Origin of the sequence: Streptomyces sp. TS71-3 (genome assembly GCF_018327685.1) — a bacterium.
Lineage (GTDB): Bacteria > Actinomycetota > Actinomycetes > Streptomycetales > Streptomycetaceae > Streptomyces.
Window position 1 is genome coordinate 1,332,575 of record NZ_BNEL01000001.1, and the last position, 25,178, is coordinate 1,357,752.

Annotated in this window: 24 protein-coding genes and 3 pseudogenes; 15 read left to right on the top strand and 12 right to left on the bottom strand. The window is 73.0% G+C overall.

Annotated features, from left to right (window positions below; all coding sequences use genetic code 11):
- The first annotated feature begins 564 nt into the window (after positions 1 to 564).
- From Sm713_RS05565 to Sm713_RS05600, 8 genes are all read left to right on the top strand, one after another.
- A complete protein-coding gene (locus tag Sm713_RS05565; protein WP_212908548.1) occupies positions 565 to 2,271 on the top strand; it encodes an MFS transporter in 1,707 nt (568 codons plus the stop codon).
- A 207-nt stretch (positions 2,272 to 2,478) separates the two neighbouring features.
- The gene (locus tag Sm713_RS05570) at positions 2,479 to 3,288 is read left to right on the top strand and encodes an alpha/beta fold hydrolase (protein ID WP_249416114.1); all 810 of its coding nucleotides are present in this window, start codon (positions 2,479 to 2,481) and stop codon (positions 3,286 to 3,288) included.
- A gap of 9 nt (positions 3,289 to 3,297) precedes the next feature.
- Positions 3,298 to 4,209 (top strand): AraC family transcriptional regulator, encoded by a 912-nt coding sequence (locus Sm713_RS05575; protein ID WP_249416115.1) that lies wholly within the window; start codon positions 3,298 to 3,300, stop codon positions 4,207 to 4,209.
- Between the two features lie 323 nt (positions 4,210 to 4,532).
- Positions 4,533 to 6,440, top strand: coding sequence for an ATP-binding protein (locus tag Sm713_RS05580; protein WP_212908549.1), 1,908 nt, complete (start codon positions 4,533 to 4,535; stop codon positions 6,438 to 6,440).
- Positions 6,441 to 6,639: 199 nt separating this feature from the next.
- Entirely contained in the window at positions 6,640 to 7,059 is a 420-nt protein-coding gene (locus Sm713_RS05585; protein WP_212908550.1) for a roadblock/LC7 domain-containing protein, read from the top strand.
- Positions 7,056 to 7,412: a DUF742 domain-containing protein gene (locus tag Sm713_RS05590; RefSeq protein WP_212908551.1), complete on the top strand. Its 357-nt coding sequence runs from the start codon at positions 7,056 to 7,058 to the stop codon at positions 7,410 to 7,412. Before Sm713_RS05585 ends, Sm713_RS05590 begins: the two co-directional genes overlap by 4 nt.
- Positions 7,393 to 8,010 carry an ATP/GTP-binding protein gene (locus Sm713_RS05595; RefSeq protein WP_212908552.1) on the top strand — a complete coding sequence of 206 codons (618 nt, stop codon included), beginning with the start codon at positions 7,393 to 7,395 and terminating at the stop codon, positions 8,008 to 8,010. Before Sm713_RS05590 ends, Sm713_RS05595 begins: the two co-directional genes overlap by 20 nt.
- The gene (locus tag Sm713_RS05600; RefSeq protein ID WP_212908553.1) at positions 8,007 to 9,269 is read left to right on the top strand and encodes a cytochrome P450; all 1,263 of its coding nucleotides are present in this window, start codon (positions 8,007 to 8,009) and stop codon (positions 9,267 to 9,269) included. The genes Sm713_RS05595 and Sm713_RS05600 overlap by 4 nt, the downstream gene beginning before the upstream one ends.
- 48 nt (positions 9,270 to 9,317) lie before the next feature.
- Here Sm713_RS05600 and Sm713_RS05605 read toward each other — a convergent pair whose 3' ends face one another.
- Positions 9,318 to 10,544 (bottom strand): cytochrome P450, encoded by a 1,227-nt coding sequence (locus tag Sm713_RS05605; RefSeq protein WP_212908554.1) that lies wholly within the window; start codon positions 10,542 to 10,544, stop codon positions 9,318 to 9,320.
- A gap of 179 nt (positions 10,545 to 10,723) precedes the next feature.
- On the bottom strand, positions 10,724 to 11,323 hold the full coding sequence (locus tag Sm713_RS05610; RefSeq protein ID WP_212908555.1) for a TetR/AcrR family transcriptional regulator: 600 nt from the start codon (positions 11,321 to 11,323) through the stop codon (positions 10,724 to 10,726).
- 140 nt (positions 11,324 to 11,463) lie between these two features.
- On the opposite strand from Sm713_RS05610, the gene Sm713_RS05615 reads away from it, so the two are divergent.
- Together Sm713_RS05615 and Sm713_RS05620 are read left to right on the top strand one after the other, a co-directional pair.
- The gene (locus tag Sm713_RS05615; protein WP_212908556.1) at positions 11,464 to 12,198 is read left to right on the top strand and encodes an SDR family NAD(P)-dependent oxidoreductase; all 735 of its coding nucleotides are present in this window, start codon (positions 11,464 to 11,466) and stop codon (positions 12,196 to 12,198) included.
- 71 nt (positions 12,199 to 12,269) lie between these two features.
- Positions 12,270 to 12,893 (top strand): NADPH-dependent F420 reductase, encoded by a 624-nt coding sequence (locus Sm713_RS05620; RefSeq protein WP_212908557.1) that lies wholly within the window; start codon positions 12,270 to 12,272, stop codon positions 12,891 to 12,893.
- 17 nt (positions 12,894 to 12,910) lie between these two features.
- Here the strand turns inward: Sm713_RS05620 and Sm713_RS05625 are convergent, their stop codons facing one another.
- A complete protein-coding gene (locus Sm713_RS05625; RefSeq protein WP_212908558.1) occupies positions 12,911 to 13,789 on the bottom strand; it encodes a PspA/IM30 family protein in 879 nt (292 codons plus the stop codon).
- A gap of 374 nt (positions 13,790 to 14,163) precedes the next feature.
- On the opposite strand from Sm713_RS05625, the gene Sm713_RS05630 reads away from it, so the two are divergent.
- Positions 14,164 to 14,967: a VOC family protein gene (locus Sm713_RS05630; protein WP_212908559.1), complete on the top strand. Its 804-nt coding sequence runs from the start codon at positions 14,164 to 14,166 to the stop codon at positions 14,965 to 14,967.
- A 65-nt stretch (positions 14,968 to 15,032) separates the two neighbouring features.
- Here Sm713_RS05630 and Sm713_RS05635 read toward each other — a convergent pair whose 3' ends face one another.
- From Sm713_RS05635 to Sm713_RS05650, 4 genes are read right to left on the bottom strand one after another with little or no spacing between them, the layout of a single operon-like run.
- Positions 15,033 to 16,217: a 4-hydroxybenzoate 3-monooxygenase gene (locus tag Sm713_RS05635; RefSeq protein ID WP_212908560.1), complete on the bottom strand. Its 1,185-nt coding sequence runs from the start codon at positions 16,215 to 16,217 to the stop codon at positions 15,033 to 15,035.
- Positions 16,218 to 16,248: 31 nt separating this feature from the next.
- Positions 16,249 to 17,055: an ABC transporter permease gene (locus Sm713_RS05640; protein WP_249416116.1), complete on the bottom strand. Its 807-nt coding sequence runs from the start codon at positions 17,053 to 17,055 to the stop codon at positions 16,249 to 16,251.
- On the bottom strand, positions 17,052 to 17,993 hold the full coding sequence (locus tag Sm713_RS05645; RefSeq protein WP_212908561.1) for an ABC transporter ATP-binding protein: 942 nt from the start codon (positions 17,991 to 17,993) through the stop codon (positions 17,052 to 17,054). The genes Sm713_RS05640 and Sm713_RS05645 overlap by 4 nt, the downstream gene beginning before the upstream one ends.
- Positions 17,994 to 18,031: 38 nt before the next feature.
- Positions 18,032 to 18,547, bottom strand: a complete 516-nt coding sequence (locus Sm713_RS05650; protein WP_212908562.1) for a YceI family protein — start codon at positions 18,545 to 18,547, stop codon at positions 18,032 to 18,034.
- Positions 18,548 to 18,725: 178 nt separating this feature from the next.
- Here Sm713_RS05650 and Sm713_RS05655 point away from each other — a divergent pair, with 178 nt between their 5' ends.
- The 3 genes from Sm713_RS05655 to Sm713_RS05665 all read left to right on the top strand — a co-directional run bounded on the left by Sm713_RS05655 (position 18,726) and on the right by Sm713_RS05665 (position 21,525).
- Entirely contained in the window at positions 18,726 to 19,916 is a 1,191-nt protein-coding gene (locus tag Sm713_RS05655) for a histidine kinase (RefSeq protein ID WP_212908563.1), read from the top strand.
- Between the two features lie 2 nt (positions 19,917 to 19,918).
- Complete coding sequence (locus Sm713_RS05660) at positions 19,919 to 20,569, top strand: response regulator transcription factor (RefSeq protein ID WP_212908564.1); 651 nt, start codon at positions 19,919 to 19,921, stop codon at positions 20,567 to 20,569.
- A 140-nt stretch (positions 20,570 to 20,709) separates the two neighbouring features.
- A complete protein-coding gene (locus Sm713_RS05665) occupies positions 20,710 to 21,525 on the top strand; it encodes an alpha/beta fold hydrolase (protein ID WP_212908565.1) in 816 nt (271 codons plus the stop codon).
- 46 nt (positions 21,526 to 21,571) lie between these two features.
- On the opposite strand, the gene Sm713_RS05670 is transcribed toward Sm713_RS05665, so the two are convergent.
- The 3 genes and pseudogenes from Sm713_RS05670 to Sm713_RS40145 all read right to left on the bottom strand — a co-directional run.
- The gene (locus Sm713_RS05670) at positions 21,572 to 21,772 is read right to left on the bottom strand and encodes a hypothetical protein (protein WP_212908566.1); all 201 of its coding nucleotides are present in this window, start codon (positions 21,770 to 21,772) and stop codon (positions 21,572 to 21,574) included.
- Between the two features lie 172 nt (positions 21,773 to 21,944).
- Positions 21,945 to 22,631, bottom strand: a pseudogene (locus Sm713_RS41605) (ABC transporter substrate-binding protein); the annotation flags it as partial.
- 232 nt (positions 22,632 to 22,863) lie between these two features.
- Positions 22,864 to 23,760: pseudogene (locus Sm713_RS40145) on the bottom strand (ABC transporter substrate-binding protein); the annotation flags it as partial.
- On the opposite strand from Sm713_RS40145, the gene Sm713_RS40150 reads away from it, so the two are divergent.
- The gene (locus tag Sm713_RS40150) at positions 23,648 to 24,043 is read left to right on the top strand and encodes a hypothetical protein (protein ID WP_249416117.1); all 396 of its coding nucleotides are present in this window, start codon (positions 23,648 to 23,650) and stop codon (positions 24,041 to 24,043) included. The pseudogene Sm713_RS40145 and the gene Sm713_RS40150 sit on opposite strands and share 113 nt — an antisense overlap.
- 86 nt (positions 24,044 to 24,129) lie before the next feature.
- Here Sm713_RS40150 and Sm713_RS40155 read toward each other — a convergent pair.
- Positions 24,130 to 24,855, bottom strand: a pseudogene (locus Sm713_RS40155) (serine/threonine-protein kinase); the annotation flags it as partial.
- Entirely contained in the window at positions 24,855 to 25,178 is a 324-nt protein-coding gene (locus Sm713_RS05685; RefSeq protein ID WP_212908567.1) for a hypothetical protein, read from the bottom strand. The gene Sm713_RS05685 and the pseudogene Sm713_RS40155, both read right to left, overlap by 1 nt.

The following is a 25,178-nucleotide window of genomic DNA, read 5'->3' on the forward strand; positions in this document are numbered from 1 at the left end:
TCGCCTCCGTCATGCCCCGTCCCGTGGCGGGGTCGCCGGCAGCCATGATGTGGGAGAGCAGGTCGTCCGGTGGGGTGTCGAGACCGCGGTAGTACCCGACGATCTCGTCCATGGCCCCGGCAAGGGCTCGCTCGGAGCGCCGGTAACGGAGGTTTCCGGGGAACGGCAGCCGGTGCACCCAGGGCAGCGGTACGACGGTGCGCTTGAAGAGCCCCCGCACCAGCTCGGGGATCGCCCCGGCCATCGCGGCGACCGACGTACCGTGCGGGTCGACGGTGACGAGGGTGCGGCACGCCACGCGGATCGTCGTCCGCAGCATCTCGGCGTCGAGGGCCACCGCCCCGCCCGGACGCCGGCTGCCCGCAGTCTCGGCGGCGCACCGGGCCATGATGGGCGCGTCCATGTCCAAGCGGGTGCGCTGGAAGGCCACCTGCCGCCCCGAAGAGACCGCGCACGCATCTAGGCCATACCGACTAGTCGGTACTAGCCTCTGGTAACCCCGACACGGCCACGGCGCGCATGCGCCCCCGTTCGGCCTGTTCTCGGGTTCCTTGAGGAGGCAGCATGCCCGCTCATCCGCCCCCGGCCGCCGGCACAGACCCGCGCTCCGTCCCCGCGGCCGACGCGCGGGGAGCCGTCTCCTGGCTCTGGCGCAGGGACCTGCAGCACTACCCCGGCGCGGGCCGCCGGTACGCGTACCTCGCGATCGTGGTGGTGACCACGGTCGTCCTGTACTACGAGCTCTACGTCCAGTACGCGGTGGCCACGTCCGTGATCACCCACTTCCACATGAGCTACACCTACTTCGTGTGGGTGTCCGTGATCGGCAACGCGGTGGGCGCCTTCACCTCGCTCGCCGCCGGGCTCGCCGACCGGTGGGGGCGGGCCAACCTGGTCGTCTGGGGTCTGCTGATCGCCGGCCTGCTGCTGCTCGTGGGGATGCCGGACGCGCCCGACAAGACGGCCTATCTCCTGCTGTTCACCGCGGTCGGGTTCGTCGAGGGCGTCGTGCTGGTCGCCACGCCCGCGCTCATCCGCGACTTCTCGCCGCAGCTCGGGCGGGCGACGGCCATGGGGTACTGGACCATGGGGCCGGTGCTCGGCAGCCTCGTGGTCACGCTCGTGACCAGCAGCACCCTCTCGTCCTCGACCTGGCAGGACGAGCTGCGCTACTCCGGGATCGCCGGGCTGATCGTGTTCGTCGTCGCGCTGTTCGGGCTGCGCGAGCTGACGCCCGGCCTCCGCGACCAGATCATGGTCAGCCTGGACGACCGGCGGCTCGTGGAGGCGCGCGCCCGGCAGGCCGCCGGCGCCGAGCGCCCGACGGGCGGGCTGTGGCGGCAGATGATGCGGCTGGACGTGGTCGGATCGGCCATCGCCATCAGCGTGTTCCTGCTCCTCTACTTCTCCGCGGTGGGGAACTTCGTCGTCTACTTCTCCGCCAACTTCGGCTACAGCCAGCAGCGCACCAACGCGCTCGCCAACTGGTACTGGGGATCCAACGCCATCGCCCTCGTCGTCGCGGGGCTGATCTCCGACCGCCTGCGCGTGCGCAAACCGTTCATGCTGGTCGGCGCCATCGGATCGATCGCGGCCACGTCGACGTTCGCCGTCCTCGCGACCCACCACGGTACCGGCTACTACACCTTCGCCTGGCTCTTCGTGGCCATCGGGGCGCTCTCGGGCGTCACCTACGCGCCGTGGATGGCGAGTTTCACGGAGACCGTCGAGAAGCGGAACCCGGCGGCCACCGCCACCGGACTCGCCGTCTGGGGCTGGATCATCCGGATCGTCGTGGCCGTCTCCAGCGCCTGCGTCCCGCTGGTCGTCACCTCCGCGTCCCCGCTGGTGGAGCACGGGACCCAGGTCGCCGAGGCCCAGAAGGAGGCGGGACCCGCGCTGGCGGTCGTCCAGGCCCACCAGGATCTCTTCGACCAGCTGGGCAAGTACCCGCCGAACGCGGTGCCGTCCGACCTGGCCGCACGCGCCGCGCGCGAGGTGGGGCCGGACCGCCTCGCCCTCGTGCGGAAGGCCCAGCCACAGCTGAAGATCCTCCAGGAGTACGGCCCCGAGGTGCTGAAGGCCGGCGAGGACGGGCCGGGGCAGTGGCAGACCTGGTGGTGGGTCACCGCGGCGGGCCAGGTGGTGTTCGTCCCGTTCATCTTCGTGATGGTCGGGCGGTGGAGCCCCGGCAAGGCCAAGGAGGACGAGTTGCGGCACCGCCGCACGGTCGACGACGAGGTGCTGGCCCTCGCGGCCGAGGAGGGGTGACGTCCGCTTCGGCCGCCGGCTGGTGAGGGTGGCGTCCGGTTTCGGCCGCCAGCCGGTGAGGATGGCGCCCGCTGCGGCGACGAGCCGGTGAGGGCGGCGCCCGCTTGGGCGGCGCCTGCTTCGGCCGTGGGTCGTCCCGGGGGCTGCCGGCTCCACGCCCGACATTTGTCCAAGACCCGCGGCCGAGGGCCCCCGCACCATTCAGGCATGACGGAAAACGACGCCCCGCACGCGCAGGGGATGCACGTGGTGCACGACGGTCCGCGGCAGGCACCGCCGCTTCTGCTCATCCACGGGTCGGGGGCCTCGGGCAGCACCTGGGGCCCGGTGGTCCCCGCACTCGCCGCCCGCCACCACGTCATCCGGGTCGACCTGCCGGGGTGCGGGCAGTCCCCGCCCGCCCGGTCCTACGACGTGCCCGCGCAGGCGGACCGGACGGCGGCGCTCCTCGACCACCTCGGGCTGCGCCACGTCGCCGTGGCCGGGCACTCCAGCGGCGGCTACGTCGCCACCGCGCTCGCCGAACGGCGCCCCGGCCTGGTGGCGTCGCTCGCGCTGGTCAGCAGCGGGCCGAGTCCCGGCGCGCTGCTGCCGCAGCCGCTCATCCACCGCGTACTGCTGGCCCCGCCCTTCGGCCCGCTCGTCTGGCCGGCGCGTTCGGACGCGATGGTCCGCGGCGGGATCAGGGCGACGGCCGCCCGCCCGGTGGACATCCCGGACGACATGGTCGCCGACATGCGGGACATCACGTACCGGTCGCTCAGGACCGTGCTGAGCCGGAACTCCGCGTACCTCGCCGAACGGAGCCTGCCCGAGCGCCTGGCCGCCCTCGGCGTCCCGCTGCTGGTGGTCTTCGGCGCCGCCGACCCCCGATGGGATCCGCAGTCGGCGCACCGGTACGAGGCGGTGCCTGGCGCGCGGGTCGAGTTCCTGCCGGGCGTGGGGCACCTGCCGATGCTGGAAGCGCCCGAGAGGACCGCCGAACTGCTGCTGGGCTTCACGGCGACGGGCCGCTGAGGGGCCGCCATGGTCCCCTCGACCTACACTGGCCAGGTGCTGTCGAGCGGGGCACCACCCGACTGGGCGCTGGTGGACATCGCCGTCCCGGGCCCGTCATGCCGGCTGCCGGGCATCACCATGGCCGGGTTCCGCCAGCGCACCCCCGCACCCGTGGACATCGCCATGGTCGCGCACCCCTCCGTCACCCTCCTCGTGGACCTGAGCGGGACAGAGGGCATCCTCTACGACGTCCACGGCCGGTGCGAGCGCGGCAGCGTCGTCGCCGGGCTCGTCCCCGGCGATCTCCGGGCGTCCGGCTGGGGAGCCGGCGACTGCCTCCAGATCCGGCTGGAACCGGTGGTGGCGGGCGCGGTGTTCGGCGCTTCGTGGGAGCTCAGCGGCGCGGTGGTGCCCTTCGCGGAGGTGTGGGGCCGCGACGCGGGGCGGGTCGAGGACGAGCTGCGTCGCGCCGCGTCGTGGGACGCGCGGTTCGCCATCGCGGTGGACCTCCTCGGCCGGCGGCTGGCCGCCCGCCCGCCCGTCGATCCGGAGGTCGCGCACGCCTGGCGGCGGATGGGCGCCGGCCGGGGGCGGGTGCGGGTCGAGCGCCTTGCGGACGAGGTCGGATGGAGCCGGGGGCGCCTGTGGTCCCGGTTCCGGTCCCAGCTCGGCATCACGCCCAAGCGCGCCGCCCGGCTGGTGCGGTTCGACCACGCCGCGCGCCTTCTGGTGGCGGGTCACGCCGCGGCGGGCGTCGCCGCCGCGAGCGGCTACGCCGACCAGTCCCACCTCCACCGCGAGGTCCGGGCGTTCACCGGACTCACCCCCGCGGCCGTGGCCGCAGCGCCGTGGCTCGCGATCGACGACGTGGCGTGGCCGGACTCCTCCCCGGCGCGGAGGCCGGGGGCGGGCGGCGGGGGTTTCCCCGGGCTCCTCTGACGCCCCCGGTTCCTGCGTTTCCGAAGCCCGTTTCCGAAGCCCGTTCCCGAAGCCCGTTCCCGAGTCCCGTTTCCGATGGCGTCTGCGATGCCGTTTCTGATGCGCCGTCAATTCTCTGTACGGAGCTGTGTGGTGCGAGTGGTAGGTTCGCGACGCGCCGGTGGAATATGCCGCCGATCCGATTCTCCACACCGCGGCAGAGTGGCTAGCATGTGCCCTCTACCGGTCGGAGGATGATCGTCCGATTGGCGGCTCTTCCTGACCCGCGGCCGTCGTGTGTGGTCGCCCCGTCCTCCTGCTCTCACGGACCGAGGAACTGCGGAATGCCAGTGCCTGCACCGCCCAGCCAGCCCCGATCGGCGAGGGTGCCGCATACCTCGCAGGCCGCGCCCCTGACCCTGCTGGTGGTGAGCGCCGCGGCCGCCGGTGCGGCGATCGTCTGGGCGCCCTCCGGCGCCCTCGCCTGGACGCTGACCGTGGCGGTGGTCTCCTGGGTGTGCGTGGCTGTCGCCGTCGTCGCCGTCCACCGGTCCCTCCGCCGGACCCGTCGCACGGCAGCCGCCCAGGATTCGGCCGCCGACGGCCTCAGGGCGCAGGCGTCGAGGTGGTCGGCTCAGACCGCGCACCTGCTCAACGTGACGCTGCCCTCCCTGACCAAGCGGTTGCGGGACGGCACGAGCGCCGCCGACGCGCTGGGCAGCGCGCAGATGCCGTCCGACCCGCAACTGCGGCAGCTCGCGGGCGCCTTCGCCGCCGCCGTCGAGGAGGGCGCCCAGCACGAGGCCGCCCTGGACAGCGAGCGCCGGCAGGCCCAGCAGGAGCTGAAGCAGGCCGTGACCGAGCTGGAGCGGCTCACGCGGGAGACACTGCCCGCCGCGGTCGCCCTGCTGCGCGAGGGCCAGTCCGCCGACCGGGTGCTCGCCGGACTCGACCTGCCCGAACTGGGCGTGGCCCGGGTCCCGTTCGAGTCCTTCGTCCGCGAACTCGCCCGCAGCGAGCGCCGTGCCGCCGCGGCCCAGGCCGCCTCCGCCAAGGCGCTGAGCCGCGTCCAGGCCAAGGCCGTCAGCATGCTCGCCGACCTGCGGGGGATGCAGGACCGGCACGGCGAGGAGGTCTTCGGCGACCTGCTGAGGCTGGACCACAGCACGTCCCAGCTCGGCCTGATGACCGACCGGCTGGCGCTGCTCATGGGCGGCCGCTCCAGCCGCGCCTGGAACAAGCCGATCGTGATGGAGAGCATCCTGCGCGGCGCCGTCGGCCGCATCGCCGCGTACCAGAGGGTGCGCCTGCACTGCTCCACCACGGCCGCGATCTCCGGCTTCGCCGCCGAGGACGTCATGCACCTGCTCGCCGAGCTGATGGACAACGCCGCGAACTTCTCGCCGCCCATCGACGAGGTGCACGCCTACGTCGAGGAGCGCAGCGCCGGCGTCGTCGTCACCATCGAGGACAGCGGCCTGAAGATGGCCGACGCGGCGATGCGCCACGCGGAGGAGGCGGTGGCCGGCCGCATGACCGACCTCGCCTCGTTGCAGAGCACCCGGCTCGGCCTCGCCGTGGTCGGGCGGCTCGCGGTGAAGTACGGCATCAGCGTCAACTACCGCCCCTCGTCACGCGGCGGCACCGGTGTCGTCGTCCTGCTGCCCCAGCAACTGCTCGCCCAGCAGCGCGACCCGGCGCCGCGCGAGGTGCCCCGCCGCAGGGCCGCCGCCGTGGCCGCGCACACGCCGGGCCCCGCCGCGCCGCCCGACCCGGAGCCCCGGGCCGCCGACCGCCCCGCCGCCGCGGAGCGGCCCGCCGCCCGGCCGGAGCCAACGGAGCACGGACGGTTCCGGCACCCCGATGACCCCACGCTGAACGGCCTGCCCCTGCGCACCCCCGGCCGCACCATGGCCGAGGCGGAACGGGACCGCGAGCAGCGCCGGTCCGCGCCACAGGAGGCGGCGGAGAGCACCACACCTGAGCAGCGCCCGGCACGCGACGCGGGGGCCCGGTTCGGTGCCTTCCACCGGGGGCGGCAGTCCGGCGGCGGCACGGCGGCCGTACCGGATGACCGGTCCGCATCCGGTGCCGGGTCCGTATCCGACGGCGGGTCCGCGTCCGACGGCGGGGCGGAGGACGCGCCCGCGACCGGCGCCCGGTCCGGAGCAGAGGCCGTGCCCGCACCCGGCACCGTGTCCGAACCCGACGCCCGGACGGAGTCCGAGTCCGAGCCGCCGACCACCCCGTAGCCCCACGTCTCCCAGACCCCCACGTCTCCCTGGCCCCCGCATCCCCCACGCCCCCCACGTCCCCCACGTCCCGCACATCCCCCCAAGTCCTTCCCGTTCGGCGCCCGGGGCCCCGGCGCCCACTTCCCCGCTCGAAACGTGAGATTGGAGGAACGGGCCGGTGACCGGTCAGCCGCGCGCCACCGTCCCATCACCCACCATGCAGACCACCGACAACAGCCTCACCTGGCTCCTTGAGAGCCTTCTGGAGCGCACCCCCGGCACCCGGCACGCCCTCACGCTCTCCCGGGACGGCCTGAAGCTGTGCTGGACCGAGAACCTGACCGGGGACCAGGCGGACCAGCTCGCGGCGATCTGTTCCGGCATCCAGGCCCTCGCCCAGGGCGCGTCCGTGGAGTTCGGAGACGGCACCGGTGGCGTCCGGCACTCCATGACCGAGTTCCACGGGGGCCTGCTGTTCATCGTGGAGGCCGGTGACGGAGCGCATCTCGCGGTCATCGCCGAGGAGGACGCCGACCCCGGCGTGGTGGGCCACCAGATGTCGGAGCTGGTCGAGCAGATCGGCGAGCACCTGCGGGCCGACCCGCGGGCGCCCGTCCCGGGAAGTGTCTCCTCGTGACACGTAAGCCCGTCGACATCGGCGACCCGGACCGGCTCTACACGGTCACGGGCGGGCGGAGCCGCGCCGACGAGTTCTTCGACCTGGTCACCCTCATCGTCAGCGAATGCCAGCCCACGGCCGGGATGCAGTCCGAGCACGCCAGGATCCTGGAGATCTGCCGGCACCCCACGGCCGTGGTCGAGATCGCCGCGGAGCTGAGGCTGCCGATCACGGTGGTGCGGATCCTCCTCGGCGACCTGCTCGACACGGGCCGCATCACCGCCCGCCACCCGCGCGCGGCGCGGTCCGTCGCCTCGCTCCCCGACTCCGCCCTTCTCAAGGAGGTGCTCCATGGACTCCGCAACCTCTGAGCTGCCCTCCCACCGCACGCCACTGACCGCCGCGGCGGAGACCGGCCTGAAGATCGTCATCGTGGGCGGATTCGGCGTCGGCAAGACGACCCTGGTCCGGTCGGTGAGCGAGATCAGGCCGCTGAACACCGAGGAGGTGATGACGCAGGCCGGCGTCGGCGTCGACGAGAACAGAGCGGTGACGGCGAAGTCGACCACGACGGTCGCCTTCGACTTCGGGCGGATCAGCCTCAACGAGCGCACGGTGCTGTACCTGTTCGGGGCGCCGGGCCAGGAGCGCTTCTGGTTCCTCTGGGACAGCCTGTTCTCCGGCACGCTGGGCGCCGTCGTGCTCCTGGACACGCGCCGGATGGACGAGTCCTGGTACGCGATCGACCGTCTGGAGCACCACCGCACCCCGTTCGTGGTGGCCGTCAACCGCTTCGACGACGACACCACCCGGTACTCCCTGGACGAGATACGCAAGGCGCTCGCGCTGCCCGAACACGTGCCGCTGATCGACTGCGACGCGCGGGTCAGGCAGTCCGGCAAGGACGTGCTGATCACCCTCGTGGACCACCTGTACGAACTGGCCCTGGCCCAGGAGGCGACACCGTGACCGACATCGGACCCTCTTCCGCGCACCCGGCACCCCCGGGCTGCCCCGCCCACGACGGCGCGGTGCGCCTGGGCGGTCTGGAGTACCAGCAGACCCCGGCGGAGCTCTACCGCGCGCTGCGCCGCGAGCACGGCGCGGTCGCCCCGGTGCTGCTCGACGGGGACGTCCCCGCCTGGCTGGTGCTGGGCTACTCCGAGGTCACGTACGTGACCGGGCACGACGAGCTGTTCGCGCGGGACTCCCGGCGCTGGAACCAGTGGGAGAACATCCCGGAGGACTGGCCGCTGCTGCCGTTCGTCGGATACCAGCCGTCGGTGCTGTTCACCGAGGGCGAGGAGCACCGGCGGCGGGCCGGGGTGATCACTCAGGCGCTGGAGGGCGTCGACCAGTTCGAACTGGCCCGTGACTGCCGGCTGATCGCCGGCGAGCTGATCGCCGAGTTCGCGGGCAGCGGCCGGGCCGAGCTGATGGGCAGCTACGCGCACGCCCTGCCGATGCGGGCCGTGGTGCAGATGTGCGGGATGCCGACCTCGGGCGAGGACACCGCGCAGCTCGTCGACGACCTGCGGATCTCGCTGGACGCGGCCGAGGGCGACGACCCGGTGGCGGCGTACGGGCGCGTGGGCGAGCGGCTGCGGCAGCTGGTCAAGGACAAGAGGGTCAGCCCTGGCCCGGACGTCACCTCGCGCATGCTGCTGGACTCCGCGGACCTCACGGACGAGGAGATCGTCCAGGACCTGATCTCGGTGATCGCCGCGGCGCAGCAGCCGACGGCGAACTGGATCTGCAACACGCTGCGGCTGCTGCTCACGGACGAGCGGTTCGCCGTGAACGTGTCCGGCGGCCGGCTCAGCGTGGGCGAGGCGCTCAACGAGGTGCTGTGGCTGGACACCCCGACGCAGAACTTCATCGGGCGCTGGGCCGTGCGGGACACCCAGCTGGGCGGGCGTCAGATCAGGGCGGGCGACTGCCTGGTGCTCGGGCTGGCCGCGGCCAACACCGATCCGGGCATCTGGCCGGACGCGCACGTGGGCGCCGAGAACGCCGCGCACCTGTCGTTCAGCAACGGCGAGCACCGCTGCCCCTATCCGTCCCCGCTGCTGGCGGACGTCATGGCGCGCACCGCGGTCGAGACGCTGCTGGAGCGGCTGCCGGACCTGGTGCTCGCGGTGGAGCCGGAGGAGCTGACCTGGCGCCCGTCGATCTGGATGCGGGGGCTTTCGGCGCTCCCGGTGCAGTTCACGCCGGTGGTGCAGTAGAGCGGGGTGGGCCCCGGGCGGGGCCCACCACATCGGCCGCGGCGCCGGTCAGGCGGTCCGGGGCGTGAACCGGACCGGCAGGGACGCCGGTCCGCGGGTGAAGACGCCCTGCTCGGCGGGGTCGAAGCCGTCCGCGAGGCGCAGGTCGGGCATGGCGTCGAGGAGCTGGTCGACGCCGGTCTCCACCTCGGACTTGGCCAGCAGCGCGCCGACGCAGAAGTGCCGGCCGAGCGCGAAGGCGAGGTGGTCGGCGGCGGCCGAGAACGCGGTCGTGGTGGTGAGGTCGTCGCGGAAGATGTCGAAGCGGTCGGGGTCGCCGTAGCGGCTCTCGTCGCGGTTGGCGGAGCCGATCAGGCAGGTGACGGTGGAGCCGCCGGGCACGGTGCCGCCGCTGAGCGCCACCTCGGACGCGGACTGCCGCATGATCATGTGGACGGGCGGGGTGTAGCGCAGCGTCTCGGCGAAGGCCCGCGGTATCAGGCTCCGGTCCGCGCGGACGGCTTCGAGCTGGTCGGGGTGGAGCAGCAGGTTCGCGAAGATGCTGGCGATCGCCTTGTCGGTGGTCTCGCCGCCGGCGGCGAGCAGCAGGCTGCAGAACGCCTTGATGTCCTCGTCGCTCATCCGCACGCCGTCGACCTCGGCGGCGCACAGCGTGGACAGCAGGTCCTCGCCGAGGTTGTCGCGGCGCTCGCGGATGATCGGCAGCATGTACTCGGCGAACTCGACGCGGGTCCGCTCTCCCGCCGCGGCCACCTCGGGGTCGGCCGAGAGGTTGCCGAGGAAGGCGATGACGGCCGTGTACCACCCGTGGAAGCGCTCGTGGTCGGCCTTGTCGAGGCCCAGCATGTCGGCGATCACGTTGACCGGGAAGCGGGTGGCGTAGTCGGAGACGAGGTCGGCGGAGCCCGTGTGCCGGAAGCCGTCGATCAGTTCGCGGGAGTTGCGCTCGATGACGGGCAGGAACTTCTCCTGGAGCTCGCTGCCGCGGAAGGCGGGCGCGACGAGGGCCCGGCGCACGGAGTGCTCCCGGCCGCTGAGCTGAAGGATCGTCTTGCCGTGCACGGGTTCGAGCTGCCAGTCGTAGTTGTCGGTGGTGAACTCGCCGTCCCTGTCCTTGAAGACGCGCTCCACGTCCTCGTAGCGCGAGACGATGTAGCTCTTCATGCCCTCGTGCCAGATGAGGGGCGCGCTGTCACGCATCATCCGGTAGGCCGGGTAGGGATCCGCTGCGAACTCGGCTGAGAGGATGTCGGGGACCTGCTGCGCGGTGGACATGGAGCTCCCTCGAATCAGTAGTTGACTACTGAACCAAGGCTATGGGGCGGCCGGCCGGGGGGACAGACCCTGCGGGAGCCGGGCGGGGGCCCGGACGTCGTGCCGGTACGTGACCGAAGCGACCGCGGCCCAGGCCGAACAGCCGAATCGCACCTGAATGGTGGTGAACCCTTCCGCGGTCACCGCCGGGGTGCGCTGGGGATGGCGGTGTCGATGAGGACGGCGGCGATGGCGGCGGCGGTGGGGAAGGATTCGGCGTTGAGGACCCGGGTGCGGGCCGCGGCGCCGTCGAGGAGCAGGGCGAGCTGTTCGCCTAGCTGCTCGGGGTCGGTGGCGCCGGCTTCGCGGGCGGTTGCGGCCAGGCGCGCGGCGATCGCCTTCTTGTAGTCGCGTGCGTACTGGGACGCGGGGTGTTGGGGGTCGTGGAGTTCGACGGCCGCCGAGATGTAGGGGCACATGGGCGTGAGGTCGTCCGTCCCGGACGTGGGCAGCTCGAAGGCGGCGAGCAGTCGTTCACGAGGGGTGAGGTCGGCGCGGTCGAACACCGCTGACATCAGGTCGGGATCGAACCGGCGCAGGTATTCGGCAACGAGTTCGTCCTTGCTGGTGAAGTGCTGGTAGGCCGTGCGCTTCGAGACCTGGGCCACGGCGCAGAGCTGGTCCATCCCGGTGCGGTTGATGCCCTGGTCGCGGAAGAGTTGCCGGGACGCGCCGATCATGCGCTCAAGCGCGCCCCTGCCGCGGCGCCGGCCCTGGGGGCCCTTCTCCAAGTCCGTCATGGCTCCAGCGTAACCCAAGGGGTACCGATCGGTGTACATAGCTTGCGCTCCGGCCGGCCCCTCGGTACGTTAAGCACACAGGTCGGTATACGTAATGCGTCCGGGCTGTTCCGAATACCCGGCAGTTCATTGGAGTGATCATGGGAAAGCTCGACGGCAAGGTGGCGGTGATCACCGGCGGCACGACCGGTATGGCGCTGGCCGGCGCTCACCTGTTCGTTGAAGAAGGAGCCCACGTCTTCGTCATGGGCCGGCGGCAGGAAGCGCTGGACGATGCCGTCAAGCTGATCGGCCGGAACGTCACCGGCGTGCAGGGCGATGCGTCCGACCTGGACGACCTGGACCGCTTGTACTCCGCGGTCAAGGAGGAGAAGGGCTCGATCGACATACTGTGGGCCAGCGCCGGGACGGGTGAGCAGGGCAAGCTCGGCGAGATCACCGAGGCCCAGTTCCACACCGCCTTCTGGCTCAACGCGCGCGGCACCCTGTTCACCGTGCAAAAGGCGCTGCCGCTCCTCAACGACGGCGCCTCGATCTTCATGACCGGCTCGAACGCCTCCCTCCGGGGCTTTCCCGGATGGAGCGTGTACGCCGGCAGCAAGGCCGTACAGCAGGCCTGGGCCCGCGTATGGCTCAACGAGCTCAAGGACCGGCGCATCCGCGTCAACGTCCTCACCCCCGGCCAGGTCGCCACGGCGAAGCAGGAAGAGGTGTTCGACGAGGCGACCATGAAGGCCTTCGAGTCCCTGATCCCCCGCGGAAAGATGGGCCGCCCCGAAGAGATCGCGCAGGTCGCGCTCTTCCTCGCCTCCGACGACTCCAGCTACGTCAACGGCCTGGAACTGGTCACCGACGGCGGCGCCACCGTCATCTGACCGCCGCGCACCGACCCGTGGTCGGCCTGAAGCGGCCAGGCGAAAGCTCGAGAAGGAAGAGGACACACCTCATGAGCAGCATCAGCATCATCGGCACCGGGAACATGGCCCGCACCATCGGCGCGCGGGCGATGGCGGGCGGCAACACCGTCGAGGTCATCGGCCGCGACCGGTCCAAGGCCGTCGACCTCGCCAAGGCTCTCGGCGGCGGGGCCACGACAGGGGAGTGGGGTGCCGCCCCGGCCGGGGACATCGTCATCGTGGCCCTGTTGTTCGACGCTGTCGTCCCTGCCGTCACCCGGTTCGGAGACGCCCTCGCGGGCAAGATCATCGTCGACATCAGCAACCCGTTCAATTCCGCGTTCGACGGGCTGGCCCACGACGAGGAAACCTCGATCGCGCAGGAAGTCGCCAAAGTGGCCCCGGCCGGCGCCAGCGTGGTGAAGGCGTTCAACACCGTCTTCCGCGGTGTCCTGGATAAGGGTCGGCCCGACGTCTTCATCGCCGGCGACAGCGCGCAGGCCAAGGCGGGCATGGAGGCGTTCATCAAGAGTCTCGGGCTGCGCCCGCTGGACGTCGGCGGCCTGAAGATGGCGCACTGGCTGGAAGGAGCTGGTGTGGTGACGGTGGCCCTCGCCGGCCACGGAGTGGGGCACTGGGACTTCGCACTCGGCGCCAGCGAATTCCAGGGCTGAGCCGCACCGCCCAGCCGTCAACGACCCTCGTCGGGCCTCTCCTGGCCGGAAGGAGCTTCCGGTGCGGCCTCCGCCTCGCGGGGCTCGGGGCGTGAAGACCCCGACGACTCGGAGGACTGTGAAGACGCCGAGGGCTCCGACGACTCGCCCGTGTCGCCGTCGCCCGCCTCCACGGCCGCCCGGGGAGCCGAGCCCGGGAGTTCCGCCTTCATCCTGGTCAGCTGGGCCTCCACGTCCTGGTCGCCGCCTGCCGCGTCCAGCTCCCGCTGGATGTCGTCACGGCTCGTGGTGAGGGAGGCGTCGTCCAGGGCGCCCGTGTCGATCAGCTCGTCCAGGGCGCCGGCCCGGGCCTGTAGCTGCTCGGTCTTGTCCTGGGCGCGCTGCACGGCCATGCCGACGTCGCCCATCTCGTCGCCGATGCCGGAGACCGCCTCGGTGACGCGGGTCCGGGCCTCGGCCGCGGTGTAGCCGGCCTTGATGGTCTCCTTGCGGGTACGGAACGTGTCGACCTGCGTCTGGAGGCGCTGCGCGGAGAGGGTGAGCTTCTCCTCCTGCTCCTGCAAGGTCGCCTGCTGGCCGTCGAGGTCCTGGATCTGGGCGACGACCGACGTCCGCCGGCTCAGCGCCTCGCGGGCCAGATCCTCGCGGCCGGTGGCGAGCGCCTGCTGCGCCTGGCCCTCCAGCTTCTCGCCGGACTGCCGCAGCTGTGCCGACTGGTTCTCGATCCGCTTGCGGCTGGTGGCGACGTCGGCCAGGCCGCGCCGCACCCGCTGCAACATCTCCAGCTGCCGCTGGTACGAGTAGTCGAGGACCTCGCGCGGGTCCTCGGCACGGTCCAGTGCCTTGTTCGCCTTCATCCGGAAGAGGTCGGCGATTCGGCGAAAGATGCTGGTCATGGTGGCCGTGTGCTCCTCTCCGTGGCCCGTCGGGGGCGGCCGGTGAACGCCTGCGCGGCGCCCTCGTCGGGGGCGCCTCGCGGCCCACGGTCTTCACCCGCTCCCCTCCAGTGTCCCTCCGCGGGCATCGCAAACAGCGGGCGTGGCGGAACGGTGCCGTGGCGGCGGTGAGCGCGCCTCACGTTCACGGTGGGTGAGACCGGCGGCACCGAGGGGAGCGATCCGGGAGCCGTCCGGCAACGGCCCGGTAGGGGCCCGGCGGCCCGTCGCCCCGACCGCACGAGCCGCCGAGAGGCGGTTGTCAGTCCCCGGTGTCACGCTGGTGCCCGGACAGGATCCCGCGGACAAGGCCGTCACCGGAAAGGGCCATCGCCATGATCACCACCGATTTCGCTCCCGGCACCCCCTGCTGGCTCGACCTCGGCGTCCGGGACATCCCCGCCGCCGCGGCCTTCTACGGCGCCGTGCTCGGGTGGGAGTACCAGCCGATGGAGGCGGGGGAGGGTCAGGACGTGGAGGGCGGCATGTTCCGCAAGGACGGGAAGACCGTCGCGGGGCTCGGCAAGCTCACCGAGAAGGGCGCGCGCCCGGCCTGGATGATCTACTACAGCGTCCCCGACGCCGACGCCGCGACGCAGGCGGTTCAAGGCGCGGGCGGCACCGTGCGGGTCCCGCCGACGGACCTCGACGGCTGGGGGCGGATGGCGCAGTACAGCGACCCGCTGGGAGGCCAGTTCGCCGTGTGGCAGCCGGGCAAGGGCGGGGGCGTCGAGCTGGTGGACCAGCCCGGCTCGCTGGCCTGGACGGAGCTGTACACGAGCGACGCCGCGTCCGCCAAGGAGTTCTACGGGACCGTCTTCGGCTGGCGGTTCGGCGACATGGAGCTGCCCGGCGGCGGGGGCACGTACTCCCTCATCACCCCGGCCGGGCTCCCCGAGGAGCGCATGCAGGGCGGCGTCATGGAACTCCCCAAGGAGCACCTCGCCCTGGCGGACGGCCGGCCGTACTGGCACCCGGTCTTCGACGTCGCCGACTGCGACGCCGCCACCGCCAAGGTCACCGAGAAGGGCGGGGGCCTCCAGATGGGGCCCGAGGACGCGGAGGGCGTCGGCCGCCTGGCCGTCTGCCTCGACCCGTCGAACGCGGACTTCGTGGTGCTCACCCCGGCCACCCCCTGAGCCCGGGACCGGGGCCGGGGGCGGCCGAGGCGCGGGCCGAGGCTTGGGCAGGCGGCGGTGCGCGGCTAGAACTCGGCGTCGATGCCCAGGTAGAGGTCCGCGACGGCGCGGGCGAAGCGCCTCGATCCCGTCAGACGGCGCAGCCTGACGCCCGCCGTCCGCGCGCGGAACGGATCACCGGACGACGGGCCGTGCATGATCTCGGAGAGCCACTGCGTGAACTCCTGGTACTGCCACACGCGTTGGAGCGCCCGCTCCGTGTACTCCGCGAGGCCCCCGCCCGACCCGCGGACCAAGTGGTCCGCCAGCGCGTCGGTGAGGATGAACGCGTCGCTCAGGGCGAGGTTCATGCCCTTCGCCGCGATGGGGGCCAGCAGGTGGGCCGAGTCGCCGACCAGGTGGAGGCGGCCGAGACTCATCGGCTCGACCACGTAGTTGTGCATGTCCAGGACCCGCTTCTCGGTGATCGGGCCCGGCGAGACGGGCGGCCGGTCGGCCGCCTCAAGGCGCCTGGTGAGCTCCTGCCAGATCCGCTCGTCCGGCCAGTCCTCCGCCTCGTCGCCGGCGGGCAGCTCCAGGTAGTAGCGCGTGGTCCGCGGTCCACGTGCCGCGAACATCGCGAACCCGCTCCGGTGCATCCCGAAGGCGACACGATCACACGACGGAGGCGCCTGCGCGAGGACCGTGAGCCAGCGGACCCCCAGGTCGCTGCGGAGAACGCGGGCGCCAAGATCCGTGATCGCCCGTCGGGACACGCCCCGCGCACCATCGGCTCCCACGATGACCTCGCACCCGACCAGGCGCCGCGCCCCCGACCGGTCGGTGTAGGAGACAGCGGGCTTCCCGGTGGTCACCCCCTCGAACCCGACGTCCGCCACCTCGAACTCGATCGCACCCCCGGCCTCGTCGACGTACGCGTGGAGCAGGTCCCGGACCAGCTGCTGCTGCGGGTACACGACGTGCCTGTCGCCCGTCAGCTCCTCGTAGTCGAAGACGTGGCAGGCGCCCTCGAAGCGGAACTCACAGTTCCCCTGAACGCCCGCGCCGGCGCCCAGCGGGTCCGCGATACCGCGCTCGGACAGCGCACGCGCCGCCCACTCCTCCAGGTAGCCGGCCCGCGGCTGGTTCTCGATGGCGGCTCTGCTCTCCTTTTCGAGCACGAGACACGGGACCCCGGCGTCCGCCAGGCCACGGGCCGTCGCCAGCCCGGCCGGCCCGGCTCCGACGATCACCACACATGTGCTGGGCATGTCCACCTCGCGCGTCGTCGCATCGATCGGTCTACTCGGGCCGCGGGTCCCAGCGGAACCGCCGGATGCCCACCGCCGAGGCGATCACGCCCCACACGAGCAGCGTCAGGCAGTCGTGCCAGCGGAAACCGGCGGTGTGGCTGGTGAACGCCGTGAGGAGCGCGTCGTTCAGCGGCTTCACCGGCAGCATCCCGGAGATCGTGTCGATGACGCCGTGGATCGGCACGTAGGTACCCGAGATGATCAGCAGCGGGAAGAGGATGAACTGCACCACCGCGGGCGCCGCGTCCGCGTTCCTGATCAGCGAGGCGATCGCGATGCCCAGCGCGCAGAAGGCGGCAGCGCCGAGCGCCAGCGACACGACGAGCGGCAGCCACTGCGAGGCCGCCGGCAGTTCGAGGCCGTAGAACCGGCCGACCACCAGGATGAGCAGGACGTCGACGAAGCTCACCAGGACGCAGTGCGCCAGCAGGCCGACGAAGTACACCGAGGCCGGCAGGGGCGTCGCACGGACCCGCTTGAGGATCCCGTTCTGGCGCCGCGTCGCGAGCACGATGGCCAGCTGGCTGTAGCAGGCGCTCAGCACGGACATGCCGGCGATCGTGGACACGTAGTACTGGAGCGCGTTCCCGCCGTAGTAGAACGAGGAGTCCTCGGCGCCGCCGAACAGCCCGCCGAAGATCACGATGATCAGGATCGGGAAGACGAAGGTGAAGAAGGCGCTCTGCGGGTTGCGCCAGAAGGTCAGCTGCTCGTAGCGGATCTGATGCCACACGAGGCCGGCCCCGCGGCGGGGGGCGGCCTGCCGGTCCGCCGCGCCGGAAACGGTGGCACTCACTGCGCGCTCCCTTCCAGCGTGGGTTCCGGCGCGCTCTGGTCGTCGCCGGTCAGATGCAGGTAGACGTCCTCCAGGCTGGGCCGGTCGACGGTCAGCCGGGCCAGCACCGAGCCCCGGGCCAGCGCCCATTCGGTGAGCTGGTGCAGCGTGCGGGTCGGTTCCTCGGACTCCACGGTGACCAGATGGCCCTCGCCCGTCCTCGCGGCCACCGGCAGATCGGTGATCGGGCACCCCTCGGGCAGTTCGAAACGGATGCGGGTCCGGGCGGTGTCGCGCCCGCCGAGGGTGTCGGGAGTGCCCTCGGCCACGATCCTCCCGGCGGAGATCACGGCCACCCGGTCGGCCAGCACCTGGGCCTCTTCCATGTAGTGCGTGGTGAGCAGGATCGTCATCCCCGCGTCGCGCATGTTCCGCACCAGCTCCCAGGCGTCCCGGCGGGCGTTCGGGTCGAAGCCGGTCGTCGGCTCGTCGAGGAAGAGCAGGGTCGGGTTGCCGATGATCCCCAGCGCCAGGTCCAGGCGGCGCTTCTGGCCACCGGAGAGCGTCCGGACCTTCTTCCTCTCCTGCCCGACGAGGTCGACGAGGCCGATCACCTCGTCGATGTCGCGCGGCGCCGCGTAGTAGCCGGCGTTGCGGGCGATGGTCTCGCGGACCGTCAGGTACGGCTCGACCGCGATGTCCTGCAGCACGAGGCCGATGCGCTCGCTCAGCTCCCGCTTGGTGGCCCGGTTCCCCGGGTCGTAGCCGAGCACGTCGGCACGCCCGCTGTCCCGGGTGCGGAAGCCCTCAAGTATCTCCATGGCGGTCGACTTGCCCGCCCCGTTGCGGCCGAGCAGCGCGAAGATCTCACCGTGCTCGACGGTGAAGCTCACGCCGTTCACGGCATGGATGCTGCCGTATCTCTTGTGCAGGCCTTCCACCACGACTGCGTCGGTCATGGTCCCCTCCCGTGGTCCGATGGTGTGCGCTCGCCTGGTCAGCGCCGCACGCAGGTGACCTCGAAGGTCATGTCGAGGAACCGCCCCGCCATCAGGCGCGACGCACTCACGCCGAAGTCGTGGCGGTCGATCCGGGCCGTGGCGCGCACGGTGAAGGTCTCGGCGGACACCTCGGCGTGCTCGATCGCCAGGCTCACGGGCCTGGAGACGTCGCGGACGGTGAGCGTGCCGGAGACCGCGGTGGCGTCGACGCTGCCGGAGGCGAACGTGATCAGGGGGTGGCGCGTGACGTCGAGGAACGCCTCGGACCTCACGTGCTGGTCGCGTTGGGCGTTGCCCGTGCGGAAGCCGGCGGCGTCGACCTCCACCGCGAGGCTCGACTCGGCGAGCGGCTCGGCCACCTCGACCGTTCCGCCGCGGATCGCGAAGGCGCCCTTCGCCGGCAGCAACTGGAAGAAGTGGCGGGTTCTGAAGGTGATGGAGGAGCGGTTCGCGTCGATCGTGTAGCGCCCCAGCCAGGGGGTCGGCGTGACCGGATTGTTTGTCGTGGCCATGGCTCTATTCCAGGGCAGGCGGGCCCCGTCCGGAAGGGCCGGCGGTCGGGTCCGCGGGCGACGAACGGCTACTTGACGGGGGTGGCATACGACTTTCGTAGGGTCCGCCTGTGGCGGACGTACCAGGTGATCGCAGCGGCGGCCGGGGGGGCGGCGCCCACACCATACGGTAGAAGCCATGACGACGCAGGCACCGTGGCACCGGAGGCACTGGGTCGCCCTGGACGTGGCGATCGCGGTCGCCTTCACGCTGCTCGACACCGGCCTGACGCTGCTCGGCGCCACCTGGTGGCCACACCACCCGGGCGCCCTGGCCTGGGTCATGCTGGGCATGCAGGCGCTGGCCTGCGGTTCGCTGGCCGTCCGCCGCATCGCCCCGCTCACCGTCGTCGGCCTGCTCGGCGCCTTCACGCTGGCGGTGACGCTGCTGATCTCACCGGCGGGCGCGCTGACGCCGGCTCACCACGCGAACTCCTGGGCCCCGCTGTCCACGATGATGGCCGCGTACGGTCCGCTGTTCTACCACCCGGGCCGAAAAGTAGCGTTCGCCACGCTCGCCGCCTTCACCGTCGTCGTCATGCGGCCCTGGGACTCGACGGCGACGATCATGACGATCGGACTGCTGCGCACCGGCGTCGGCCCGCTGCTCGCGCTGTACTTCGACGCCCGCCGCAAGATGGTCCTCGCCCTGGTGGAACGGGCCGAGCGGGAGCAGCACCTGCTGGCCGAGCGGGCCCGCGCGGAGGAACGTGCGCGGCTGGCCGGTGAGATGCACGACGTCGTCACCCACCGGGTGAGCCTGATGGTGCTGCAGGCCGGGGCGCTGCGCGTGACCGCGAAGGACGAGGCGGTCCGGCAGGCCGCCGAGGACCTGCGGGCGGCGGGCTGCCAGGCCCTGGACGAACTCCGCGACGTGGTCGGCATCCTGCGGGCCCCCTCGGACGGTGACCACACGCCCTCGGTGGGGGGCTTCGACGACCTGGTCGCCGAGTCGGTCGCCGTGGGGATACCCACCGAGCTGATCCAGGAGGGCGATCCGGCGCTCGCCTCACCGGTGGTGGGCCGCATCGCCTACCGCGTGCTGCGCGAGGCCCTGACCAACGTCCGCAAACACGCGCCCGGCGCGCGCGTGACCGTGCGCGTCGGGTACGAAGAGGCCCAGCTGCGGCTCACGGTCCACAACACGGCGCCGGCCAGCAGGCCCAGCATCGCCCTCGCGGGCTCCGGCTCCGGCCTCGGCATCGTCCACCTGCGGCAGCGCGTCGAGCTGGTCCATGGCAAGCTGCGTGCCGGACCCGGTCCCGACGGCGGGTTCAACGTCGAGGCGACCCTGCCCGCCTCGGTACCTACCGCGGAATCGACGGTGTGAGCATGCCCCGAGTGCTGGTGGTGGACGACGAGCCCATGGTGCGGGTGTTCCTGCGCACCATCCTCGGCTCGGCCGAGGATATCGACGTCGTCGCCGACGCACAGGACGGGGCGGCCGGCCTCGAAGCCGTCCGGCGGCATCGGCCGGACGTCGTCCTGATGGACCTGCGCATGCCGGGCATGGACGGGCTGACCGCGATCGAGCGCATCAACGAGCTGCCTCACCCGCCGAACGTCGTCGTGCTGACGACCTTCGACGCCGACCCGTACGTGCTGCGCGCCCTGCGCGCCGGGGCGACCGGCTTCCTCGTCAAGTCCACGCCGCCGGAGGAGCTGATCGGCCTCGTGCGCACGGCGGCCCAGGGCCACACCGTCCTGTCCCCCGCCGCCGCACGCCGGCTCGTCGCGGCGTCGACGGACAGCCTGTCGGCCCGGGAGCGCGCGCGGGAGCTGGTCGCCTCGCTGACCGAGCGGGAGGCCCAGGTGCTGGCCGGCCTCGGCGAGGGCCTGTCGAACGCGCAGATCGCGGCGCGGCTGTTCCTCTCCGAGGCCACCATCAAGGGCTACGTGTCCCGCACCCTGGACAAGCTGGGCTGCGTCAACCGCACCCAGGCCGGGCTGCTCGCGCATGACGCGGGGATCGTCGAGTCGTAGGTGCCGGTTCCGTCCGGGTGCCTTCTTCATAGCGGTGGCGCGGGTACGGGCAACAGGCAGGCATCGAGGCGCGTTGCGGGCGGGCCCGCGGCGCGTCAGGGCGCCGGCCGCCCACCGGCCCGGCTCCTAGAATTCCCGTCATGAGCCGGATGACGCTGGACGACGCGACGATCCACTACGACGACCAGGGTCCGTCGGACGGGTTGCCGGTCGTGCTCGTCCACGGCCATCCGTTCAACCGCACCCTCTGGGCGCCGACGGCGGGGGCCCTGGTGGCGGCCGGCCACCGGGTGATCGCCCCGGACCTGCGCGGCTACGGCGACAGCAGCGTCACCCCGGGCACGGTCTTCCTCTCCGACTTCGCGGACGACATCGCCGCCCTCCTCGATCACCTGGGCGTGGTGCGCGCGGTCGTCGGCGGGGTGTCCATGGGCGGCCAGATCATCATGGAGTTCCAGCGCCGCCACCCCGAACGGGTGCGGGCCCTCGTGCTGTCCGACACCTCCGCGCCCGCCGAGACCGAGGAGGGCAAGGAGCTGCGCAACCGGCTCGCCGACCGGCTGCTGGCCGAGGGCATGGACGGGTACGCGGGCGAGGTCATCGGCAAGATGCTCGCCCCGTACAACGTCACCGCCCTGCCGGACGCGGCGGCACACGTCCTGGGCATGATGCGCGCCACCGATCCGCGGGGCGCCGCCGCGGCCCTGCGGGGACGGGCCGAACGCCCCGACTACCGCCCCACCCTCGCCGCCGTCCGGACGCCGGTGCTGATCGTGGTCGGCGCGGACGACGTCTACACCCCGGTCGCCACCGCCGAGGAGATCCACCGCCTCGTCCCGGGCGCCACGCTGACCGTCATCGACCGGGCCGGCCACCTGCCGGGCGTCGAGCAGCCCGAGCGGTTCAACGCGGCCCTGCTGGAGTTCCTCCGCACGCGGGTGGCCGGCGGGGCGTGAGGCCGGCCCCCGGGCTCCCGGGCGTGCCACCCCGGCGCGCCGCCGGTCACCCCCCGCCGTGCACCCGGTCGTACCGCCCCAGGAACCGGAAGGCACCGTCCCGCACCTGGTACAGGAAGCCGGTGCGCTCCGGTTGGAGCATGCGGGAAGCGTCCTGGGTGAACCGGACGGGCTTGGCCACGCCGTCGTAGGACTGGTGGAAGAGCTGCTCGGCGACCTGGCCGGGCTCGACGCCGGCCCCGCCCAACGTACCCAGTGCCTGTGCGAGAAGGCCGACGGCGTCGTACGCCTCGGCGGACCAGCGCGCCGGGGCCGTGCCGTAGCGCCGGCGGTAGGCCGCGGTGTGAACGTCCGGGCCGCCGCGGTGCGGTCCGACTGGGCCTCGGTGTACGGGCTTCGAGCACCCAGCCCTCGGCCGCCGCGCCCGCCCGGTCCAGGAAGGCGGGGCGCATGATCGGCTCGGGGCCGAGACGGGGCCGGGCGAAGCCCTTCGCCGTCAGCGTCCGGGCGAGGGCGGCGGCCCTCTCGGGTGAGGTGCCGGCGAGGACGACCGCCTGCGGGCCGGTGGCGAGCGCCTCCTCCACGGCCGTGCGGAAGTCGTCCGTGCCGGCCGGCAGGTGGTGGACGGTGACCGTGTCCACCCCGGACAGGGGCTCGCGCAGGTCCCGCGTCAGGCGCGACGCGGGCCCGCCCCCGGCGTCGTCCTCGATGACGGCGACGCGGTGGGACCGGCTCGCGACGGTGAGGTAGGAGATCAGCGGCAGGCTCCGGTAGCTGTCCGACGCCCGGGTCACGCAGAGGGAGCGCACGAGGGCGGGCGTGGCGGACTTGGACAGCCCGGCTTCGCCGTCGTCGACGGAGACCAGCAGGAACGGCATGGCCGCCGCCGCGTACCCCGGAGCCGCGGCCTGCGTGGCCGCCACGGTCGTGGGGCCGATCACGGCGCACATGCCGGGCGTGGCGAGCAGGCGGCGTGCCGCGTCCTTCGCCCGGATGGCGTCGCCCCGGTCGTCGCAGGTGGTCAGGGCGAGCCGGAAGCGGGCGTCCTGCCGGGCGTTGTGGGCGGCGACCGCGAGCCGGACGCCGTGCTCGTGCGCCGTCCCGACCTCCTTCTGGGGGGCCGGTGAGGTCGGCTTGCAGGCCGATGGTGCGCACCGGGAGCTTCTGCGCCGCGGTGCCGCCGGGCGTCGGGCCGTTCCGGGAGTTCAGCAGGACGGCGGCGGTCGCCGAGGAGGCGACGACCGCGGCGGCGGCCCCGCCGATCGCCAGCGCGCGGCGCCGCGTGACCAGCCCCTTGAACCGCGACTTGGCGAGCGCTGTTGCCAGCTGTCTCCGGTCGGGGCGCCGGCCCGCCCCGACCAGGGAGGTGATCCGGTCGATGACCAGGCGCGCCGCGTCGTAGGCCTCGGGCGCCCAGATGCCCGGCGTGCCCCCGTACCGCCGGCGATACGCGGTGGCGAACGAGCGGACCGGTGCGGCCTGAGGGCTGATGTACGAGGTCAGCGTCTCCCAGCCGGCCGCGGCGGGACCCGCCGCGGAGGTGAAGGCCGCGGTGGCGGAGGAGGCGTCGAGATAGCGGGGCCCGGTGAAGTGCCGCGCGGCGAGCGCCTTGGCGACCTGGGCGGCCCGCTCGGCGGTGCCGTTGTAGTAGAAGCCGTCCACGCCGTGGTCCAGCATGTCGCCGACGACGGGCGCGAGATCGCTCTCGGCGCCGGGCACGACCCGTGCGTACAGGTCGATCCGGTGGCTGCCGGCCGAACTGTGGGCGATGTCGACCGCCTCCCAGCCGGTGATCCCGCCGGCGCGGTCGGCCAGCAGCCCCACGCGGCGGGCGCCGCGCGCGCCGAGCGCGACGACCGTGGTGAACGGGCTGTACGCGGCCATCGGCGCGGCCCGGAAGTACACCTTCGGCGGGGCCACCAGGCTCGACTGCGTGGCGGATATGGACAGTTCCGACACCGTCAGCACGGGCAGGCCGGCGCCCTCGTAGACCGGCGCCGCGGCCCGCGCCGAGGTGCAGCCGGTGGGGCCGAGCACGGCGAGCACGGTGTCGTCGCCCGTCAGGCGGCGTGCCGCGGCCTGCGCACGGGCAGCCTCGCCCCGGTCGTCCACCGTCTCGACGGTGAGCGAGAACGGCTTGTCCCCCCGGGCGTTGAACTGCTCCACGGCCAGCTTCGCGGCCCGCTCCTGCGCCGTGCCGGCCGCCCGCTGCGGCCCGCTCAGGTCGGCCTGCACGCCGATGGTCCAGTGGGGCCCGCCCGACCCGTCCTCGCGGGTCCCCGTACCGCCGCCGTGCAGCGCCCACCAGGCGCCCGCTCCGCCGCCCGCCGCGAGCACCGCCGCCCCGCCCGCCGCCAGGGCCAGGATCCGGCGGCGGCCCGGCCGGGCCGCCGCCGTGGCGCCCTCGGCGGTCTCGACGACCTCGGTGGGCTCGATGCCCGGCAGCGCGAGCGTCTCGGCCGACCGCTCCGCGACCAGCCGCACCACCGGGCCGGGCAGCCAGTCGATGCCGCCCTGAGGGGCCTCCTGCCGCAGGGCGGCGCCCACCTCCGCTGTGCCGGGCCGCTCCTGGGGGTCCTTGGCCAGGCAGCGCGGCAGCAGGGCGCGCAGCTCCGGGTCGTCGATGCCGGCCAGGTCGGGCTCGTCGTGGACGGTGCGGTAGAGCAGCGCGTCCAGCGCCCCGGTGCCGAACGGGGGGCGGCCGGTGGCGGCGTAGGCGAGAACGCAGCCCAGGGCGAACACGTCGCTGGCCGCGCTCACCTGCCCCGCCCGCGCCTGCTCCAGGGAGAGGAGGCCGGGCGTGCCGACGACGACGGCGGCCGAGGTCAGCGTGGTCTCCCCGGCGGCGGTGGGCCGGGCGATGCCGAAGTCGATCAGCCGGGGGCCGTCCAGCGCCAGCAGCACATTGGCCGGCTTGACGTCGCGGTGCACGAGGCCCGCACGGTGCACGGCCTCCAGCGCGCGGGCCAGCGCCGCGCCCAGCACGCGTACCGCATCCGCCGGGAGGGGCCCGCAGGCCGCGACCGCCTCGGCGCGGGAGGGACCGGGCACGAACGCCGTGGCGAGCCACGGGGCGGGGGCCTCCGCGTCGGCGGCCAGCGCCCGCACCACGAAGGGGTCCTCCACCCGCTGCGCGGAGGCCACCTCGCGGCGGAACCGGGCCCGGAACTCGGGCTCCTCGGCGAACTCGGGCTGGATCACCTTCACCGCGGCGAGTTCCCCGCCCGGGGTACGGGCCAGGTAGACGACGCCCATCCCGCCGGAGCCCAGGCGCCCCAGCAGCCGGTGCTCACCCAGGTGCGACGGGTCCGAGGGCAGCAGCCTCTCCATCACGAGCGCTCCTTCGTGCCGGGGGCCTTGGTGCCGCCGGCCGGGGTGTCCTGGCTCGGTGCCGCGGAGCCTGGTCCGGTGTCACGGCCGATCGCCTGCTGCACCCGCTGCACCATCCCGGCCAGCGCCTCCGACGCGGGGTCGTCGAGCTTCTGCTCCTCGCGGCCCCGGCCGCCGCATGCCGAGACGCCGACCACGACCGGTCCGAGCGTGGCCTGTTCGAAGAAGTACGGGTACGGGCCGCCGCGGGTGTCGCTGACGCACGCGCCCGATTCCAGCAGCGAGTCGTCGGCGTAGGAGTTGGCGCCCTCGCCCCATGCCAA